Annotated in this window: 17 protein-coding genes; 14 read left to right on the forward strand and 3 right to left on the reverse strand. The window is 68.4% G+C overall.

Features of this window, described 5'->3' with window-relative positions; all coding sequences use genetic code 11:
* The first annotated feature begins 152 nt into the window (after positions 1 to 152).
* The 5 genes from AC30PD_RS06270 (at position 153) to AC30PD_RS06290 (ending at position 4692) form a co-directional block, all read left to right on the forward strand.
* A complete protein-coding gene (locus tag AC30PD_RS06270; protein WP_489534796.1) occupies positions 153 to 1160 on the forward strand; it encodes a sugar ABC transporter substrate-binding protein in 1008 nt (335 codons plus the stop codon).
* Positions 1161 to 1223: 63 nt separating this feature from the next.
* The gene (locus AC30PD_RS06275) at positions 1224 to 2183 is read left to right on the forward strand and encodes an ABC transporter permease (RefSeq protein ID WP_489534797.1); all 960 of its coding nucleotides are present in this window, start codon (positions 1224 to 1226) and stop codon (positions 2181 to 2183) included.
* Positions 2183 to 2980 (forward strand): ATP-binding cassette domain-containing protein, encoded by a 798-nt coding sequence (locus AC30PD_RS06280; RefSeq protein WP_489534798.1) that lies wholly within the window; start codon positions 2183 to 2185, stop codon positions 2978 to 2980. Before AC30PD_RS06275 ends, AC30PD_RS06280 begins: the two co-directional genes overlap by 1 nt.
* Positions 2981 to 2989: 9 nt before the next feature.
* Complete coding sequence (locus AC30PD_RS06285) at positions 2990 to 3448, forward strand: RbsD/FucU family protein (RefSeq protein WP_489534799.1); 459 nt, start codon at positions 2990 to 2992, stop codon at positions 3446 to 3448.
* Positions 3449 to 3528: 80 nt separating this feature from the next.
* Entirely contained in the window at positions 3529 to 4692 is a 1164-nt protein-coding gene (locus AC30PD_RS06290) for an ROK family transcriptional regulator (protein WP_489534965.1), read from the forward strand.
* 20 nt (positions 4693 to 4712) lie between these two features.
* On the opposite strand, the gene AC30PD_RS06295 is transcribed toward AC30PD_RS06290, so the two are convergent.
* Together AC30PD_RS06295 and AC30PD_RS06300 are read right to left on the reverse strand one after the other, a co-directional pair.
* Entirely contained in the window at positions 4713 to 6551 is a 1839-nt protein-coding gene (locus AC30PD_RS06295; RefSeq protein WP_489534800.1) for an O-linked N-acetylglucosamine transferase family protein, read from the reverse strand.
* On the reverse strand, positions 6548 to 7717 hold the full coding sequence (locus AC30PD_RS06300) for an FAD-dependent monooxygenase (protein ID WP_489534966.1): 1170 nt from the start codon (positions 7715 to 7717) through the stop codon (positions 6548 to 6550). The genes AC30PD_RS06295 and AC30PD_RS06300 overlap by 4 nt, the downstream gene beginning before the upstream one ends.
* Before the next feature lie 227 nt (positions 7718 to 7944).
* Here AC30PD_RS06300 and AC30PD_RS06305 point away from each other — a divergent pair, with 227 nt between their 5' ends.
* From AC30PD_RS06305 to AC30PD_RS06345, 9 genes are all read left to right on the forward strand, one after another.
* Positions 7945 to 8406 (forward strand): FxDxF family PEP-CTERM protein, encoded by a 462-nt coding sequence (locus tag AC30PD_RS06305; RefSeq protein WP_489534967.1) that lies wholly within the window; start codon positions 7945 to 7947, stop codon positions 8404 to 8406.
* 228 nt (positions 8407 to 8634) lie between these two features.
* Positions 8635 to 9513: an EpsD family peptidyl-prolyl cis-trans isomerase gene (locus tag AC30PD_RS06310; protein ID WP_489534801.1), complete on the forward strand. Its 879-nt coding sequence runs from the start codon at positions 8635 to 8637 to the stop codon at positions 9511 to 9513.
* Positions 9514 to 9535: 22 nt separating this feature from the next.
* On the forward strand, positions 9536 to 10414 hold the full coding sequence (xrtB, locus tag AC30PD_RS06315) for an exosortase B (protein WP_489534802.1): 879 nt from the start codon (positions 9536 to 9538) through the stop codon (positions 10412 to 10414).
* On the forward strand, positions 10411 to 11100 hold the full coding sequence (gene epsI, locus AC30PD_RS06320; protein ID WP_489534803.1) for an exosortase-associated protein EpsI, B-type: 690 nt from the start codon (positions 10411 to 10413) through the stop codon (positions 11098 to 11100). The genes xrtB and epsI overlap by 4 nt, the downstream gene beginning before the upstream one ends.
* Positions 11101 to 11185: 85 nt before the next feature.
* Positions 11186 to 12220, forward strand: coding sequence for an SPFH domain-containing protein (locus AC30PD_RS06325; protein ID WP_489534804.1), 1035 nt, complete (start codon positions 11186 to 11188; stop codon positions 12218 to 12220).
* Between the two features lie 12 nt (positions 12221 to 12232).
* The gene (locus tag AC30PD_RS06330; RefSeq protein ID WP_489534805.1) at positions 12233 to 13846 is read left to right on the forward strand and encodes a DUF4178 domain-containing protein; all 1614 of its coding nucleotides are present in this window, start codon (positions 12233 to 12235) and stop codon (positions 13844 to 13846) included.
* 39 nt (positions 13847 to 13885) lie between these two features.
* Positions 13886 to 14107: a DUF350 domain-containing protein gene (locus AC30PD_RS06335; RefSeq protein WP_489534806.1), complete on the forward strand. Its 222-nt coding sequence runs from the start codon at positions 13886 to 13888 to the stop codon at positions 14105 to 14107.
* Positions 14108 to 14138: 31 nt separating this feature from the next.
* A complete protein-coding gene (locus tag AC30PD_RS06340) occupies positions 14139 to 15710 on the forward strand; it encodes a polyamine aminopropyltransferase (RefSeq protein ID WP_489534968.1) in 1572 nt (523 codons plus the stop codon).
* The gene (locus tag AC30PD_RS06345) at positions 15707 to 17344 is read left to right on the forward strand and encodes an FAD-dependent oxidoreductase (protein WP_489534807.1); all 1638 of its coding nucleotides are present in this window, start codon (positions 15707 to 15709) and stop codon (positions 17342 to 17344) included. Before AC30PD_RS06340 ends, AC30PD_RS06345 begins: the two co-directional genes overlap by 4 nt.
* Before the next feature lie 8 nt (positions 17345 to 17352).
* On the opposite strand, the gene AC30PD_RS06350 is transcribed toward AC30PD_RS06345, so the two are convergent.
* The gene (locus AC30PD_RS06350; protein WP_489534808.1) at positions 17353 to 18450 is read right to left on the reverse strand and encodes a tartrate dehydrogenase; all 1098 of its coding nucleotides are present in this window, start codon (positions 18448 to 18450) and stop codon (positions 17353 to 17355) included.
* Positions 18451 to 18458: the final 8 nt, after the last annotated feature.

The raw sequence follows: 18458 nt of genomic DNA on the forward strand, positions 1-18458 counted from the left end.
GTGCGCTTTGGCTTCGCAACCCGAAATCCGGGTTTTCCATTAATAAATCAACTTGATTTATTAAAGATCGCTGCCGATAATTTGTGCACACCCAGCGTGGTGTCGGGCAACCATCAGCGGCGGTGCCGCACAGAACTCACGGAGACACGAACATGAGCCAACTTTCTTTCTCGCGCATGGCGCTGGCAGTGGCCGCGATGGCGGTGGCGGGCGTTTCGAGCGCCGCCGACCAGCCGGTGATCGGCCTGATCACCAAGACCGACACCAACCCCTTCTTCGTCAAGATGAAAGAAGGCGCGCAAGCGGCGGCCACGGCCAAGGGCGCCAAGCTGCTGAGCGCCGCCGGCAAGACCGACGGCGACAACGCCGGCCAGGTGACGGCCATCGAGAACATGATCGCCGGTGGCGCCAAGACCATCCTGATCACGCCGAGCGACTCGAAGGCCATCGTGCCGGCCATCAAGAAAGCGCAGGCCAAGGGCGTGATGTTCATCGCGCTCGACAGCCCCGCCGACCCGATGGAGGCGACCGATGCACTCTTCGCCACCGACAACTACAAGGCTGGTGTGTTGATCGGCCAGTACGCCAAGGCTGCGATGGCCGGCAAGCCCGCCAAGATCGCGACGCTCGACCTGTTCCCCGGGCACCCGGTCGGCGCACAGCGCCACAACGGTTTCATGTCGGGCTTCGGCCTGGCTGCCGCCGACGCGAAGAGCAACGAACTCTCGAAGGCGCCCGAGATCGTGTGCCTGGCCGACAGCTTCGGCGACCAGGCCAAGGGCCAGACCGCGATGGAAAACTGCCTGCAGAAGAACCCCGACATCAACGTCGTCTACACGATCAACGAGCCAGCCGCGGCCGGTGCCTACCAGGCACTGAAGGCGGCGGGCAAGGAAAAGGGCGTGATCATCGTGTCGGTCGACGGCGGTTGCGCCGGCGTGAAGAACGTGAAGGCCGGCGTGATCGCCGCCACCTCGCAGCAGTACCCGCTGAAGATGGCTTCGATGGGCGTCGACGCCGGCATCGAGTACGCCAAGGGCGGCAAGAAGGTCAGCGGCTACACCGACACCGGCGTCACGCTCATCAGCGACAAGCCGATGAAGGGCGTGGACAGCAAGGACACCAAGTTCGGCACCGACGCGTGCTGGGGCAACAAGTGATCTGATTTCCCGCACGGGGCGCCCGGCACGGGCGTTCCGCCCAGAACACCGGACGGAGACACCATGTCGAACAACGCCCCTTCGAAGATCAACATCGCCAGCCTCGGGCCCGTTATCGCGCTCGTGCTGGCGTGCGGGTTCTTCGCCACGCAAAGCGACCGCTTCCTGTCGGTCCAGAACTTCTCGCTGATCCTGCAGCAGGTGATGGTGGTCGGCACCATCGCCATCGGCCAGACGCTGATCATCCTCACCGCCGGCATCGACCTCTCGTGCGGCATGGTGATGGCGCTCGGCGGCATCGTGATGACCAAACTCGCGGTCGGCTCCGGCATGAACGCCTACCTGGCCATCGTGTGCGGGCTGCTCGTGTGCATGGCCTTCGGCCTGCTCAACGGCCTGCTCGTCACGCGCATCAAGCTGCCACCCTTCATCGTCACGCTCGGCACGATGAACATCGCGTTCGCGGTCACCCAGCTCTACTCGGGTGCGCAGACCGTGACCGACCTGCCGCCGGAGATGACCTTCTTCGGCAACACCGTGAGCCTGGGCAGTGCGGCTTTCAACTACGGCACGGTGTTCATGATCGCGATGTACGCCTTCATGTGGTGGAGCCTGCGCGACACGCGGCCCGGGCGCCACGTCTACGCGGTCGGCAACAACCCTGAAGCGACGCGCCTGACCGGCATCGCCACCGACAAGGTGCTGCTCGGCGTGTACGTGACCGCCGGCCTGTTCTACGGCATCGCCTCGCTGCTGTCGGTGGCCCGCACCGGCGTCGGCGACCCGAACGCGGGGCAGACCGAGAACCTCGACGCGATCACCGCCGTGGTGCTCGGTGGCACCAGCCTGTTCGGCGGCCGCGGCATCATCCTGGGCAGCCTGCTCGGCGCCTTGATCGTCGGCGTGTTCCGCAACGGCCTCACGCTGATGGGCGTGCCTTCGGTCTACCAGGTGCTGATCACGGGTGTGCTCGTGATCCTGGCCGTGACCACCGACCAACTCTCGCGCAAAGGGGCTCGCTGATGAACACTTCAACCACCCCCCGCCTCGTGATGGAAGCGCGAGGCCTCGTCAAGCGTTATGGGCAAGTCACCGCACTCGACGGCGCTGACTTCGAACTGCGTGCCGGCGAGATCATGGCCGTGATCGGCGACAACGGCGCCGGCAAGTCGTCGCTGATCAAGGCGCTGTCGGGTGCGACGATCCCCGACGAAGGCGAAGTGAAACTCGACGGCAAGGTGATCCACTTCAAGTCGCCGATCGACGCGCGCCGCGAAGGCATCGAGACGGTGTACCAGGACCTGGCGGTCGCGCCCGCGATGACGATCGCCGAGAACCTCTTTCTCGGCCGCGAGATCATCAAGCCCGGTTTCCTGGGCCGCTTGCTGCGCATCATCGACAAGAAGAAGATGCTCGAAGAAAGCATCGCGCGCATGAACGACCTGAAGGTCGGCATCCGCTCGATGACGCAGGCGGTCGAAACGCTGTCGGGCGGCCAGCGCCAGTGCGTGGCGGTGTCGCGCGCGGCGGCTTTTGCCGAGCATGTGGTGATCCTCGACGAACCCACCGCCGCGCTCGGCGTGAAAGAAGGGAACATGGTGCTCGAGCTGATCCGCCGGGTGCGCGACAAGGGCCTGCCGGTGATCCTGATCAGCCACAACATGCCGCATGTCTTCGAGATCGCCGACCGCATCCACATCGCACGGCTGGGCAAGCGCGCCTGCATCGTCAACCCGAAGACCATCAGCATGAGCGACACGGTCGCGGTGATGACGGGCGCCAAGCGCCCCGACGAACTGCCGGCCGAGGCGCTGGCCTGAGGAGCGGGCATGCTGAAGAACATCGACCCGCTGCTCACGCCCGAATTGCTCAAGGTGCTGTGCGAAATGGGCCACGGCGACGAAGTGGTGCTGGCCGACGCCAACTTCACCGCCGAGTCGCTCGGCCGCGGCCGCATCGTGTTGCGCCTGCCCGGCGCAGACATGCAGCGTGCCAGCGCGGCCGTGCTGTCGGTGTTTCCGCTCGACGAATCGGTGGCGCAGCCGGCGGCGTACATGCAGGTCGGCGGCTCGGCGCCGGGTTATCGCTCGGGCTTGCAGCGCGCGGTCATCGCGCAGGCGGCGGCCGCGGACCCGGGCTGTGACGACGGCAAATGGGAGGCCGTCGAACGCTTTGCGTTCTACGAGCGCGCAGCGCGCGCCTACGCGATCGTGCAAACTGGCGAGATGCAGGCATGGGCGAATCTGGTGTTCAAGAAGGGCGTGATCGCCGATCGGCTGATCGCGTGAGCGGCGCTCCGGGCGCCGACCCGATCGAGCGCGACGCGTCGGCCGCGCGCCTGCGCCCGCGCGGCTCCAACCACGTGGGCATGCGCCAGTTCAACGAGCGTGTGGTGCTGCAGGCGATTCGCCTGCACGGCAGCCTGCCCAAGGCCGACATCGCGCGGCTCACCAAGCTCACGCCGCAGACCGTGCAGGTCATCATCGCGCGGCTCGAGGCCGACGGCCTCGTGCACAAGCTCGCGCCGCTGCGCGGCAAGATCGGCCAGCCGTCGGTGCCGATGGCCCTCGACCCCGACGGCGCGTTCTCGATCGGCATCAAGATCGGCCGGCGCAGCATGGACATGCTGCTGCTCGACTTCGCCGGCCAGGTGCGCGAGCGGCTGTCGCTGAACTACGAATTCCCAGACCCCGACACGCTCTTTGGCGACATTGAAGCGCGCCTCGAGCAGTTGCGGCTGCGCCTGCCCGCGCGCTTGCGTTCGCGCCTGCATGGCGTGGGCCTCGCAGCGCCGCTCTCGCTCGGCGGCTGGCAGGCGGTGCTCGGCATCGAGCCGCGGCAGGCTGCGAAGTGGGCCGACATCGACATCCGTGAACGCGTGGCGGCCATGACCGAGCTGCCGGTCGAGTTCGTGAAAGACACGGCGGCGGCCTGCGTGGCCGAGCTCGTGGCCGGCCGCGGCCGCAGCATCAGCAGTTTTCTCTACGTGTTCTTCGACACCTTCATCGGCGGCGGCCTCGTGATCGACAGCCACCTGCGCGCCGGCATCCACGGCAACGCCGGTGCAGTGGGCTCGCTGCCGATGGGGCTGGCGCCAGCGGGTCGCGGCGGTGCGCCGCACCAACTGCTGAGCCAGGCGTCGCTGATCAACCTCGAGGCGCGCTTCAGCGCAGCTGGGCTCGATGCGACTGCGGCCACCGACGTGCGCGCGATGCAGCGCCCGTGGTGGGAGCACACCGACCTGTGGCTGCGCGACGCGGCGCCGGCGGTGGCTTTCGCCGTGAACTCGGCCGCCTGCCTGCTCGACCTGGAAGGCGTGATCATCGACGGCTCGTTCAGCCGCGAGCTGCTGCGCGCGACGCTGACGGCCGTGAACCATTCGCTCGACCAGTACAGCTGGGAAGGCGTGGCCCGCCCGGCCGTGCTCGAAGGTGCGATCGGCTCCGACGCACGGGCGATGGGCGGCGCGCTCTTGCCGCTGTACGCCAACTTCGCGCCCGACCGCGACCTGTTCCTCAAGCTCGCGGAGTAGGGCCGGACAGTTCAGCCGATTCAGTCGATCGTGATGCTGGCGGGCGCCAGGCCCTGCGCGTAGCGCGCGTAGGCGGCGGCGATGGCCGTGTCGAACCGGCGCGCCTGGGCCGCGAGCTGGAACGGCAGGAAGCCCGTCCGGCCGCGCGCCAGCTGTGCGCGGTACGCCGCCCGCTCGTCGGCCGAGCGCATCAGCTTCAGCGCCAGCTGCTCGTATTCGTCTGCGCTGCTCGCGATCCAGCCGGGCGTGCCGTGCTGGCGCAGCAGGTTGGCGCCCATGCGTTGGGCGATGCGCGGGCCTTCGCGCGTGACCACCGGAACGCCGGCGTACAGCGCATCGAGGATCGAGGTGTGGCCGTTGTAGTCCCACGCGTCGAGGTACAGATCGGCCAGCGCCGAGCGCGCCAGGTGCACGGGGTGCGGCGCGTTGGCAGCGAAGATCAGCCGCTGTGGCGCCACGCCCCGTTCGGCGAACCAGGCTGCCCACTGCACGCTTTGCATCGGGTGGGTCTGGTGCAGCCACAACACCGCTTCTGGCACCTGCCGCAGCAGGCGGGCCCACACGTCGGCGAGATCGGGGCCGATCTTGAAAGCGGCGTTGAAGGTGGCGACCACCAGCGCGTCGTCGGGCAGCCCGTGCTCGCGGCGCGTGGTCGGGGCGGCCGGGCTGGCGCTGTAGGTGTAGCAGGTGCCGCGCAGGTGGATCGGGGCTTCACGCGCCGGTGGCACGCTGGCCCCGAAGCTGTCGTCGACGATGCGGTACTGCGCCAGCCCGCCGGTGCTGCCGCAGCTTGTCAGGTGGTGAATGGTCACCGGCACACCGCTGGCGCGGCAGACGGCGGCCACCCAGTCCATCTCCCAGTCGGGCATCACGACCAGCACGTCGATGGCGTCGGCGGCGATCAGGGCCGCTGCTTCACGAGCGTTGGCGGGCAGGCCGCGCACCACGTCGCAGCCTTGCACGAGCAACTCTTCTGGCGCCACGTCGCGGCCGGGCGCATGGCCGTAAGCGAAGAGCTCGAAGCGCTCGTGGTCTTGCTGCCGGGGCAGAGCGGCGATCATCACCGCCGTGGCGTGGGGCCCGAGGCAGGGCGACAGGTAGGCGACACGCAGGCGGCCGCGGCGTGCAGCCCGCACAGGGACCGGCGGCGGCCAGTGATCGGCCATGCGGTTGACCAGCGCGATCTGCGTGTCTTCGGTCGCCACGTAGGCCAGCGACACGAAGCGCAGCTGCGGCCACGGAATGTGCGGCATCCCGGCGAGCGATGCGAGTGTCTGCGGCAGACGATCGCGCCCGGCCCAGACGCCGGCCACCTGTTGTTCGTAGAGCAGATAGGCCCGAAGCAGGGGTGGGTGCCAGCCCGCCGCGAGCAGGTCGGCCAGCGAGGGGCCGAGCAGCGCAGACGCGTGTCTGCGCAAGGTGCTCTCGGGCAGCTGCGAAGCGGTGGCGCGCGAGCCGGCATCGTCACCGGTCAGCGCGAGGAACAGCGCTTCGAGCGTGGTCAGCAGCGCTTGCGGCCCCACGGCCTGCCGCGCGCGGGCAAGCGTCGTCGCGAAGGCTTCGACGCGGTGCAGCAGCAACTGCGGCAGCAGGCAGGCTTGCCAGGCAGCGCGCTCCTGCGGGTGCACACGGCACCAGCGGTCGCCGACCACGAGGGCCCAGTCCCAGCGCTGCGCGAGCATGCTCGCGCGCCAGGCGGCTTCGAGGGCCGGGTCGTGGCCGGGTGCGATCCGCAACGCGGCGCGCGACAGGGCCAGCGCCGCTGCGCTGTCGGCGGCCCGCAGCGCGGCGTTCGCCTGCGCGACGAGCGTGTCGAGCGCGACGGGCGTCGCAGGGCCGGTCGATTCGGTGGCCGTCAACGCGAGCCGAACATCATCTGCCGCGCCAGTGCCGACTTCACCGGCGACAGCGCCTGCAGCGCCGCGATGCCCAGACCACGCGCCGCGCCCGCGCCGGGCAACCGCCAGGTGAAGCTGCGGGCGAGGAAGTCGGTGGCCGCGATCATGGCCCAGCGGTCGGGGCCGCGTTGCCATTCGAGCCGGCGCAGCACCGCTTCGACGTCGGGGTTGCGCGACAAGGCCTGCACCAGCTCGAACGCGTCGCGCAGGCCCAGGTTCAGGCCTTGCCCGGCGACCGGATGCAGCGTTTGTGCGGCGTTGCCGATGCGCACCGTGCGGCCGTCGGTCAGCGTGCGCTCTGCGTTCAGGCCGAGCGGGAACTGCTTCAGTGGCGAGATGGACGCGATGCGGCCGACGGCGGGGTGAAAGACGTTGTTGAGCACCGTCACGCGCTGCGTGTCGTTCAGCTCGCGCACCGGGTCGTCGTCGCTCGGCACGCACCAGACCAGCCCGGCGCCGCCGTCCTTGAGCGGCAGCAAGGCGGCCGGCCCGTGCCGGGTGAAGCGCTCGAAGGCCACCCCTGGCGGCCGCGCCGGAACCGCCTCTTCGAACCCGACCCGGCCGACCCAGGCCGTCTGCCGGTAGTCGTGCGTGACCGCCTTGCGCACCTGGTCGGAGAACACGCCGCCTTCGGCGACCACGGCCAGGTCGAAGTGCTCGGCGATGCCGGCATCGACTTCGACCCCCTGTGCCACCGGCTTGAGCGCCGACACCGGCTGGCCGAAACGGCTGAACAGGCGCTGCGGCTCGTTGCGCTCAGCGGCCAGCCATTCCTGCTGCAACGGCGCCACGATGCTGCCGTAGCTCATCACCGCGCCGAGCAGGGGCACGGCTTCATCGGCGGCGCGGATCCTGAGCTCGGGCTCGCCCAGCCAGTCGCCGAGCAGGGGCGGCAACGAAGGCGCCTGCTGCGACACGTGCACTTCGAGGATGGCTTGCGCGAGCTCGGCGCGCCAGGCGCCCAGGCGTTGCAGCAACTGCACGCTGCCCAGCGAAAGCGCCAGCGTTCGCGGGTCCGCCGACACGTCCTTGTCGGCGGGGCGCGCATCGAAGAGCGTGACGCGGGCTTCCGGCAGGGCTCGGGCGGCATGCAAGGCGAGTGAGATGCCGACCGGGCCGGCACCCACAACGGCCAACTTGAGGCTTGTTACATTCGATTTGTGTTGCATGGGTCACGCTTTCGCGGCGATTCGGGGCAAACGAGCCCCCCGGGCCGGGGGTTCACGGAACGGGGGCAGCGCTGCATTATTCGGCCCATTCCCAAGAACGTTCCTGCAGTACCTACCTGAATCGAGGCCCTATGAAGTTGAAAATGTTCTCCGCCGCCATTCTGCTCGCCCTCGGTGCCCCGGTGATGGCCGCCGAATGCACTGGCGATGGCTCCAGCCTCGGCACCATCGGCGCGGCGCCCACGTCGTTCGCCAGCGAGTGCTTCCGCACGTTCTCGTCGTCGGGTGGCGAGTTCACCGACCACTATTCGTTCTCGATCGCAGCACTTGGCAACGTGGCCGGCGGTCTGGTCGACTTTCTGGTGTTCCAGTGGAACGACGTGAACCTGAGCTCGGTGACCGTGAGCGGCCAGGGCCAAACGCGCAGCGACAACACCCCAACCAATGGCTTCAGCTTCGCTGGCCTGGCCGCCGGCAACTACGACCTGGCCGTGTCGGGCTCGCTCGACCGCGGCCAACTGCTCGGTGGTTACACCGGTTCGATCAGCTCGGTCGCCGCGCCGGTGCCCGAACCCGAAACCTACGCGATGCTGATGCTCGGCCTGGCCGGTGTCGGCTTCGCCGCGCGCCGCCGCAACAAAGCCTGAGCGAGCGCGGGGCCGCGGCCCCGCTCGTCGAAAAGAGCAGACCGGGGTCTGCTCTTTTTTTTGGTCCGCCCGCCGCAGCACACGATCCGGCAGGAATGCACGTGCATTTCAAAAGGTCACTTTGACCTGCGGCCTCTCTGACATACCCTCTCGGCCGGTCGCCTGCTGTGCAGAGCGTGTTCCCTGAGCACGGCGCGCGCGGTGGCCCCACCCGGAGAACTTCTCGACATGACTCATTCCGAAATTTCGCGGCACTGGCGTTGGGCCTTGCCCATGGCTGTGGTGCTGCTGGCCGCTTGCAGCAAGAGCAAGCCCGTCGATGAAACCCAGATCGCCGCCCGGGTCAACAAGGGCGAGATCTCGGTGCATCAAGTGCAGTACGCCCTGCAGCGCCAGCCCCGCCTGGTGGCGGCGCAACCGCAGACCGCGGCCCGGCGTGTGCTCGACTCGCTGATCGAGCAGGAACTGGCGGCGCAGGCCGCCCGCAGCGATGGGCTCGAGACCGACCCGGCCGTGGTTCAAGCCATGGAGGCGGCCAAGCGCGAAGTGCTGGCGCGTTCTTACCAGGACCGGCTCGCGGCCAAGGCGGTGTCGGCGAGCACCGACGAGGTCGACCGGTACTACGACAGCCGGCCGGCCCTGTTCCAGGAACGGCGCCTGTACACCTTGCAGGAGTTTTCGGTCGATGCCAGCCCGGAAGAGTCGGCCGGCCTCCAGGCCCTTCTGAAGAACGCGAAGAGCGTGGACGAGATCGGCGAGGCCCTCGGCAAGTCCGGCATGCGTTCCCGGTCGCGCCAGTTCGTTCAGTCTGCCGAAGAGATGCCGCTCGGTCTGCTCGAGTCGGTGGCCAAACTCCAGGTCGGCCAGTGGGTGTTGACGCAGCTTTCTGGCAGCCCCCGCATCTACGTGATCCTGGGCGCGCAGGCCGCGCCCATGAACCGCAACACCGCGCGGCCTGCGATCGAGGCCTACCTGCTCGGCGAGCGCAAGCGCGAACTGGTGGCCAGCGAGATGAAGAACCTGCGCGAGCGCGCGCAGGTCGTCTATCAAGGCACGTTCGCACAAACCGGCGTTGCCGCGAGCGCAGCCGCCTCGGCGGCGAAGTAAGCTGAGCAGCGTGCCACTCGACGTGCCCGCCCTCCACACCGCCGAACGCGCCATCGAGCCGCAGCGGCCTGTCGACGCCATCTCGATCGGCCTGGTCTCGCTGGGGCTGGCCGCGCTCTGGCTGCCGACCTTCTGGGACTTGTGCTTCGGCATCTGGTCGGCCCAGGCCCAAGGGCACGAGCTGATCATCCTCGCCGTCTCGGGCTGGTTGCTGTGGCGCCAGCGCGAGGCTTTGCAGGCCCTGCCCGACGCGCCGTCGCGTGGGGGCGGCGTATTGCTCGCGGTGGGGCTGGTGCTCTACGCGTTCGGCCGCAGCCAGCAGTTCCTGCGCGTCGAAATGCTCGCGCTGATCCTGGTGCTGGCCGCGCTCTTCGTGTCGTTCAAGGGTTGGGCCAGCCTGCGGCGGGTGTGGTTCCCGTTGTTCTTCCTGCTGTTCGCGCTGCCGCTGCCCTACAGCCTGGTGCTGGCGATCACGGCGCCGCTGAAGCTCGGCGTGTCGATCGTGGCGACCCAGCTCCTGCTGTGGCTCGGCTATCCGATGGGCCGCTCTGGCGTGGTGATGACGATCGGGCAATACCAGTTGCTCGTGTCTGAAGCCTGCGCGGGGCTGCAGACCATGTTCACGCTCGAAGCGATGGGCCTGCTCTATGCCAGCCTGATGAACTACCGCTCGTGGGTGCGCAATGCTTCGCTCGCGCTGCTCGTGATTCCGGTGGCCTTCAGTGCCAACGTCGTGCGCGTGATGATCCTCGTGCTCGTCACCTACTACTTCGGCGACGCGGCCGGCCGCGGCTTCATCCACGGCTTTGCCGGCATGGTGTTGTTCGCGGTGGGGCTGGGCTTCATCGTGGCCGCCGATCGCGGGCTGGGAGCGCTGTTGCCCAAGCGGTGGCTCGCATGACGATCTCGCCCGCGCGCCGCAAGGCCATGGTGCTGGCCGCGAGCATGGGCGCCGCTGCGGCGCTGGCCGCGCTCGGCAAGCCGGTGCCGCACGACGATGGCCCGGCGCTCGACCTCGACACGCTGTTGCCACGCGAGTTCGGCGACTGGCGGGTCGACGCCGCCTCCGAGGCGTTCGTGCGCCCCGCCTCACAGCAGGGCAAGATCTACGAGATCTACGACCAGGTGCTCGAGCGCACCTTCGTCAACTCGACTGGCCAGCGCATCATGGTCTCGGCCGCGTTCGGGCGCGAGCAGTCCGCCGGCATGCAGATGCATCGGCCGGAGGTCTGCTACCCGGCCGGTGGTTTCAAGGTCGAAGGCGTCGAGCCGGTGCAGTTGGCACTCGCAGGGCATGCCGTGGCTGCAACGCGCCTGCACGCGTTCTTGCCCGGGCGTTCCGAACCCGTGACCTACTGGACCCTGCTCGGTGACGTGGTCGTGACCGACAGCACCGACTTTCGCCTGCGCCAACTCTCCTTCGGCTTGCGCCGCCGCCTGCTCGACGGCCTGCTGATGCGCGTGTCGTCGATCGACACCCAGCCGGCGCGCGCCTATGCGCTGCAGAGCCGCTTCGCCGACGAGCTGGTGCGCGCGATGCGGCCGGCCGAGCGTGTGAAGGTCGTCGGCAAGGGCCCCGCCGGCTGACGCTGGCGCGCGGCCGTCCGTCTATGATGCGGCCGGGCTGATTCAGGCCTCGATCCGGCCTCAAAGTTTCTCAAGGGAGATTGCCATGGCACTGATGGATTTCATCAAGAAGCAGTTCATCGACATCATCGAGTGGACCGAAGCCGGCGACGGCACGCTGGCGTGGCGCTTCCCGATGCGCGACCTTGAAATCCAGAACGGCGGCTCGCTCACGGTGCGTGAATCGCAGGTGGCCGTGTTCGTCAACGAAGGCAAGGTCGCCGACGTGTTCCCCCCGGGGCGCTACACGCTCACCACCGCCACGCTGCCGATCCTGACCTACCTGCAGAACTGGGACAAGCTCTTCAAGAGCCCGTTCAAGAGCGACGTGTACTTCTTCAGCACGCGCCAGCAGATCGACCAGCGCTGGGGCACCACGCAGCCGGTGACGATCCGCGACAAGGACTTCGGCGCCGTGCGCCTGCGCGCCTTCGGCAACTACAGCTACCGCATTGCCGACCCGAAGCTGTTCCACACCGAGATCTCGGGCACCCGCGACACCTACACCGCCGCCGACCTCGACGGCCAGCTGCGCGGGCTGATGCTGCAGCACATCTCCGACGCGGTGGCGAGCAGCGGTGTCGCCTTCCTCGACCTCGCCGCGAACCAGATCGAGTTCGCCAAGGCGCTGATGGAAGCGACGCAGCCTTCGTTCGCCGCCATCGGCCTGAAGCTCGAAGGCGTGACGATGCAGAACGTGTCGCTGCCCGAAGAGCTGCAGAAGATCCTCGACCAGAAGATCGGCATGGGCATGGTCGGCGGCGACATGGGCAAGTTCATGCAGTACCAGACCGCGCAGGCGATCCCCAAGTTCGCCGAAGGTGCGGCCGGTGGCGGCGGTGTGGTCGGCGACGCGATGGGGCTGGGCGCTGGCGTGGCGCTGGGTCAGGTGATGGCGCAGCAGTTGAACCAGGGCTTGCACGCACAACCAGCCGCTGCCGCCGCGGCGGCGCCCGCCGGGGTGCGGCCCGACGAGGTGATGGCCACGCTCGAAAAACTCGGTGAGCTCAAGACCAAGGGCATCCTCACGCAGGAAGAGTTCGACACGAAGAAGGCGGAGCTGCTGAAGAAGCTGGTCTAGCCAAGGCACGTCTTGGCGACCGAACCATCAGCGCAGCGCGCTTACCGCGCGGCGTGCCCGAACTGCGGCGCGCCGGTCGAGTTCCGCTCGGCCGCGTCGGCGTTCGCGGTCTGCAGCTTCTGCAAGAGCACGGTCGTTCGCGAAGGCGACGCGCTGCGCAAGATCGGCGAGAGCGCCGATCTTTTCGACGACCATTCGCCGCTGCAGCTCGGCGCTTCCGGCAAGTACCAGGGCGCCGCGTTCACGCTCGTCGGCCGGCTGCAGTACCGCTACAAGGACGGCACCTGGAACGAGTGGCACGCGCTCTTCGGCGCAGCCGACGGGGCCCAGAAGTCGGGCTGGCTGAGCGAAGACAACGGGCGCTACGTGATCGCGTTCGACGCTGCGCTCGACGCGGCCGCGCCGGCCCCTGCGAGCCTGCAGGCCGGCGCGCAACTCATCGTCAACGGCCAGAGCTGGTCGGTGGCCTCGGTCTCGGCCGCCAAGCTCGTCGCCGCGCAGGGCGAGCTGCCGTACAAGCCGAACCTGGAACGTGGCTTCGTCGTGTCCGACCTGCGCAGCAACCGCGGCGAGGTCGGCACGCTCGACTACAGCGATGCCTTGCAACCACGCTGGTCGGTCGGCCGCTCGGTCGCGATCAGCGAGCTCGCGATGACGGGCCTGGCCGAGCCGGCCGAGAAGACGCTGAAAGCGCGCGGCGTCGAGTGCCCGAGCTGCGGCACGGCACTGGAAGTGAAGCTCGCGACCACGCAGTCGATCGTGTGTCACCAGTGCCACGCGGTGGTCGACGTGTCGCAAGGTGTGGGCGGCGATCTGCAGCACTACGCGCAGAACAACGGCATGGAGCCGCAGATTCCGCTCGGCAGCGTCGGCACGCTCGCACTCGGCGGCAAGCAGGCGCTGCCCTGGCAGGTGGTCGGTTATGCCGAGCGCTGCGAGGTGCCCGAGTCGAGCGACGACGAACAGACCTTCTGGCGCGAGTACCTGCTGTACCACCGCACCGAAGGCTTCGCCTTCATCGTCGACGCCGAAGACGGCTGGAGCTGGACCGCGCCGATCACCGGCGTGCCGCAGAAGTTCGGCGACAGCGTCAAGCACGAGGGCGCGCTGTACCGCAAGCTCTACGACTACACCGGCATGGTGACCTACGTGCTCGGCGAGTTCTACTGGCAGCTCACGCGCGACCAGCGCAGCTTCAACACCGACTACCAGGGCACGGGCGCGGCTTCTGCCAAACGCCTGAACCGGGAACAGACGGGCTCTGGTGACGCGCAGGAAGTGGTCTGGTCCGGTGGCGAAACGCTGAGTGCCGACGCGGTGATGAAAGCCTTCAAGCTCGCGCCCGAGAAAGCCGCGTCGCTGCAGCGTGACGCCATGCCGACTTCTCTGAACGCTGCCTCGCTGCTCGCCAAGATCTTCTTCTGGGGCTTCGTGATCATCGTGCTGCTGATGCTGTTCCGCTGCGGCAGCGGTGGCAGCTCGAGCGACTGCGACGACACCCGCGCCACCTTCGGCGAGGCCTCGCAGGAATACCGGAACTGCCTGAACAACCATCGCAGCAGCGGCGGCTTTCGCACCGGCGGCGGTTCGTTCGGTGGCTTTTCAAGTGGCGGCGGCCACAAGTGAACCGCTGCACCCTCTTCATCAACCAGGAGCCTGACCATCATGGGAATTGAATGGCTGAAGCCCGGCATCGTGGCCGGCTCGATTCTTTACGCGCTGATCGGCGTGGCGATCTTCTGGATCTGCTTCGTCATCGTCGACAAGATCACGCCCTACGACCTGTGGGCCGAGATCATCGAGAAGAAGAACACCGCGCTGGCGATCGTGGTCGGCGCCATGTGCATCGCCATCGGCCTGATCGTCGCGGCGGCCGTGCACGGGTGAGCTTCGTGCCCTGGTGTTCCGGCCGCTGCTGATGGCCGCCGTGCTGAACGAAGAAGCCGAACCCGGCGCGGTTCGGCCGGCCGAGGTGGCGCTGCTCGTCTCGGTCTTCGTGGTCGCGGCCTGCGGGCTGGTCTACGAGCTCGCGGCGGGCACGCTCGCGAGTTACCTGCTGGGCGACTCGATCCTGCAGTTCTCCACCGTCATCGGCACCTACCTGTTCGCGATGGGTGTGGGCTCGTACCTGTCGCGCTTTTTCGAGCGCCAGCTGATCGCGCACTTCCTGCGCATCGAACTGCTCGTGGGGCTGGTCGGCGGCTTGATGCCGGCGCTGCTCTTCGCACTGCAATCGCTGGCCGCGCCGTCTTTCCGCTTCGCGCTGTACTCGATGGTGCTCTTGGTCGGCATTCTCGTCGGCCTGGAGATCCCGCTCGTGATGCGCATCCTGAAGCAGCAGCTGCGCGGCAGCGGCGCAGAGCGGCAGGGCCTGAAGAACCTCGTCTCGCAGGTGCTGACCTTCGACTACCTCGGCGCGCTCGCGGTCTCGATCGCGTTCCCTTTGCTGCTGGTGCCGCAGCTCGGGCTGATCCGCACCGGCGTGTTCTTCGGCCTGCTCAACGCGGCCGTGGCGGTGTGGGCGCTGTGGCTCTTCCGCGGGCAACTGCGGCACGTCGCCGCGCACGCGACGGGCTGCGCCCTGGTGGTCGCGGCGCTGCTCGCGGCGCTGCTCGGTGCCGACCGCATCACCAGCTGGGCCGAAGACCGCTTCTATGCCGACACCGTGCTCTACAGCGAGACCAGCGCCTACCAGCGTGTCGTGGTCACCTCGAGCGGGCAGGGCGTGCGCCTGTTCCTGAACGGCAACCTGCAGTTCCATTCGCGCGACGAATACCGTTACCACGAAGCGCTGGTGCACCCGGCCATGGCGGCGCACGGCGCGCCGAAGCAGGTGCTCGTGCTCGGGGGTGGCGACGGCATGGCGGTGCGTGAGGTGCTCAAGTACCCGAGCGTCGAGCGCGTCACGCTGGTCGAGCTCGACCCGCACATGACACGGCTCTTCGCCACCCAGCCGTTGCTGCGCCAGCTCAACGCCGAGTCGCTCCTGTCGCCGAAGCTGCGCATCGTCAACGCCGACGCTTTCGGCTGGCTGGAAGAGAACGCCGGCAGCTTCGACGTGATCGTGGTCGACTTTCCCGACCCCACCAATTTCTCGATCGGCAAGCTCTACACCTCGAGCTTCTACCGACTGATCGACCAGCACCTGAACGCGGGCGGCTACGCCGTGGTGCAGACCACCTCGCCGCTGATCGCCCGCAAGAGTTTCTGGACCGTGGCCACGACCATCGAAGCGGCCGGCCTCACCACCACGCCCTACCACGCTCACGTGCCAAGCTTCGGCGAATGGGGCTTCATGCTCGCGAGCCGGCGGCCCTACAAGTTGCCGACGGCGTTGCCGGCCGGCCTGCGTTTTCTGAGCCTCGACGACCTGCCGCCGCTCTTCAACTTTCCGCTCGACATGGCGCGTGTGCCGACCGAAGTGAACCGCTTGTCGAACCAGGTGCTGGTGCAGACCTTCGAAGAAGAATGGGGCAAGGTGCACCAGTGAGCGCGCCCATGCCGGGCCGGCGCGCGTTGCTCGCGGCCGCCGCCAGCCTGCCCCTGTGGGCCTGCACACGCCCCACGGCGGCGGCCTACACCGGCGGCTGGGTCGGTGCCGACGCCGAGCGCGGCCACCGCCTGCGTGACCTGAAGTCGGGCAGCCTGCCCGCACCGGCCGTGCAGCGCCGCGCCGGTGCGATCGTGGTCGGCGCCGGCATCTCCGGCCTGGCGGCAGCGCGTGCCTTGCGGCAAGCGGGCGTCGACGACGTGCAGGTCTTCGACCTGGAAGATGTCGCCGGTGGCAACAGCCGCGGCCACGTGCTCGGCGGCATGGCCTGCCCGCTCGGCGCGCACTACCTGCCGCTGCCGGGCGAACACGCGGTCGAAGTGATCGCCTTGCTCGAAGAGCTCGGCCTGCGCCGCACCGAACATGGTCAACCGGTCTACGACGAGCGCCACCTGTGCCACAGCCCGCAAGAGCGGCTCTTCATCGGCGGGCAATGGCACGACGGCCTCTTGCCGCCGGCTGAAGCATTGACCTTCGATCAGCGCTCGACCACGCAGGAGCAATACCTGCAGTTCAGCGCGGGCGTGCGTCGCGTCAGTGAGGGTGGCGCGTTCACGATGCCGACCGCACGTTCGTCGTGGAGCCCGGCGCTCGATGCGCTCGACGCCGTCACCTTCGCCCATTGGCTCGATGCGCAGCAGCTGAAGGCGCCGGCCTTGCGCTGGTACCTCGACTACTGCTGCCGCGACGACTACGGCGCCGGTGCCGCCCAGGTCTCGGCCTGGGCCGGCATCCACTACTTCGCCAGCCGGCACGGCTTTCACGCGCCTGAAGAAAGGAGCGACGAGCGCGAGGGCGTGTTGACCTGGCCCGAAGGCAACGCGTGGTTGAGCCGCCAACTCGCCGCGTCGCTCGGCGAGCGGCTGCACACCGGCTGCATCGCGCTGCGTGTGAGCGAAGGCCGCTTCGACGCGAGCGTCGATGTGTGGAACGTGCGTTCGCAGCAGTTCGAGCGCTGGACCGCGCCGCAGGTCGTGCTGGCGCTGCCCCTGTTCATCGCGGCACGCCTGCTCGACGCGCCCCCGCCGGCGTTGACGCAGGCGGTGGCCACGATGCGCCACGCGCCCTGGCTCGTCGCCAACCTGCAGCTTGGCGAAGCGCTCGACGACCGGCCCGGCGCGCCGCCGTCGTGGGACAACGTGGTCTTTTCAGCCGGGCAGACCGGCAGCGCGACGCTCGGTTATGTCGACGCCATGCACCAGAGCACGCGCCCGCACCCGGGGCCGACGGTGTTGACGGCCTACTGGGCGCTCGGCGGTGATTCGGCTGCGCAGTTGCAGGCGCAGCGCGCGCGCTTGCTGAACGAGCCGTGGTCGGTGTGGGCGCAGGCCGTGGTGGGCGACATGGCGCGCACCCATCCCGACCTGCCGGCCAAGCTCGTGCACGTCGACCTCATGCGCTACGGCCATGCGATGAGCATCCCCTTGCCGGGCCTGCGCAGCAGCGCGGCGCTGCGTGCGCTCGCCACGCCGCAGCGGCGCGTGCAGTTCGCGCACAGCGACCTGTCGGGCTACTCGGTGTTCGAAGAAGCGCTGTACCAGGGCCACCGGGCCGGGCTCGCCGCCCGGCGCTAGTCAGTTCTTCAGATCAGCGCGGCCACCGCCTGGCCCATCTCGGTGGTCGTGGCGGTGCCGCCCAGGTCGCCGGTGCGCGGGCCCTTCGACAGCACGGTCTCGATCGCTTTCACGATCGCGTCGTGCGCCGCACGGCCGGCGCCGCTGCCTTGTGCCAGGAAGTCGAGCATCAGCGCTGCCGACCAGATCATCGCGACCGGGTTGGCGATGTTCTTGCCGTAGATGTCGGGCGCCGAGCCGTGCACCGGCTCGAACAGCGACGGGAATCGGCGCTCCGGGTTCAGGTTGGCCGAAGGCGCCAGGCCGATCGTGCCGGTGCACGCCGGGCCCAGGTCGGAGAGGATGTCGCCGAACAGGTTGCTCGCCACCACCACGTCGAAGCGCGTGGGCTCCAGCACGAAGCGCGCCGAGAGGATGTCGATGTGCTGCTTGTCGACCTTCACGCCCGGGTACTTCTGGTGCATGGCGTCGGCACGTTCGTCCCACCAGGGCATGCTGATCGCGATGCCGTTGCTCTTGGTCGCGACCGTCAGGTGCTTGCGCGGGCGCGCTTGTGCGAGCTCGAACGCGTACTTCATCACCCGCTCGGTGCCGCGGCGCGAGAACAGGGCCTCCTGGATCACGATCTCGTGCTCGGTGCCTTCGAACATGCGCCCGCCGAGGTTGGTGTACTCGCCTTCGGTGTTCTCGCGCACGATGAAGAAGTCCACATCACCTGGCTTGCGCGGCCGGCCCGCCTTGTCGACCAGCGGGCAGGGCACACCTTCGAACAGGCGCACCGGCCGCAGGTTGACGTACTGGTCGAACTCGCGCCTGAACTTGAGCAGCGAGCCCCACAGCGACACGTGGTCGGGCACGGTGGCCGGCCAGCCCACGGCACCGAACAGGATCGCGTCGTGGCTTTGCAGCTGCGCTTTCCAGTCGTCGGGCATCATCTTCCCGTGGGCCGCGAAGTAGTCGCAGCTCGCCCATTCGATCGGCGTGAGCGCGAGCGTGATGTCGAAACGTTTCGCCGCGGCGTGCAACACGCGCAGCGCCTCTGGCATCACTTCCTTGCCGATGCCGTCGCCGGGGATCACGGCGATCCTGAATGTCTTCTGGGTCATGCTGCGGC

This window comes from Rhizobacter sp. (assembly GCF_032229685.1).
Classification (GTDB): Bacteria; Pseudomonadota; Gammaproteobacteria; order Burkholderiales; family Burkholderiaceae_C; genus LMDS01.

Excerpts from the sequence above, each read along its gene's own strand:
- AC30PD_RS06275 (WP_489534797.1), top strand. The coding sequence starts at position 1,224 with ATGTCGAACAACGCCCCTTCGAAGATCAACATCGCCAGCCTCGGGCCC.
- AC30PD_RS06335 (WP_489534806.1), top strand. The coding sequence starts at position 13,886 with ATGGGAATTGAATGGCTGAAGCCCGGCATCGTGGCCGGCTCGATTCTT.
- AC30PD_RS06305 (WP_489534967.1), top strand. The coding sequence starts at position 7,945 with ATGGCCGCCGAATGCACTGGCGATGGCTCCAGCCTCGGCACCATCGGC.
- AC30PD_RS06290 (WP_489534965.1), top strand. The coding sequence starts at position 3,529 with ATGCGCCAGTTCAACGAGCGTGTGGTGCTGCAGGCGATTCGCCTGCAC.
- AC30PD_RS06310 (WP_489534801.1), top strand. The coding sequence starts at position 8,635 with ATGACTCATTCCGAAATTTCGCGGCACTGGCGTTGGGCCTTGCCCATG.
- AC30PD_RS06280 (WP_489534798.1), top strand. The coding sequence starts at position 2,183 with ATGAACACTTCAACCACCCCCCGCCTCGTGATGGAAGCGCGAGGCCTC.
- AC30PD_RS06285 (WP_489534799.1), top strand. The coding sequence starts at position 2,990 with ATGCTGAAGAACATCGACCCGCTGCTCACGCCCGAATTGCTCAAGGTG.
- AC30PD_RS06270 (WP_489534796.1), top strand. The coding sequence starts at position 153 with ATGAGCCAACTTTCTTTCTCGCGCATGGCGCTGGCAGTGGCCGCGATG.
- AC30PD_RS06325 (WP_489534804.1), top strand. The coding sequence starts at position 11,186 with ATGGCACTGATGGATTTCATCAAGAAGCAGTTCATCGACATCATCGAG.
- AC30PD_RS06340 (WP_489534968.1), top strand. The coding sequence starts at position 14,139 with ATGGCCGCCGTGCTGAACGAAGAAGCCGAACCCGGCGCGGTTCGGCCG.
- AC30PD_RS06350 (WP_489534808.1), bottom strand. The coding sequence starts at position 18,450 with ATGACCCAGAAGACATTCAGGATCGCCGTGATCCCCGGCGACGGCATC.
- epsI (WP_489534803.1), top strand. The coding sequence starts at position 10,411 with ATGACGATCTCGCCCGCGCGCCGCAAGGCCATGGTGCTGGCCGCGAGC.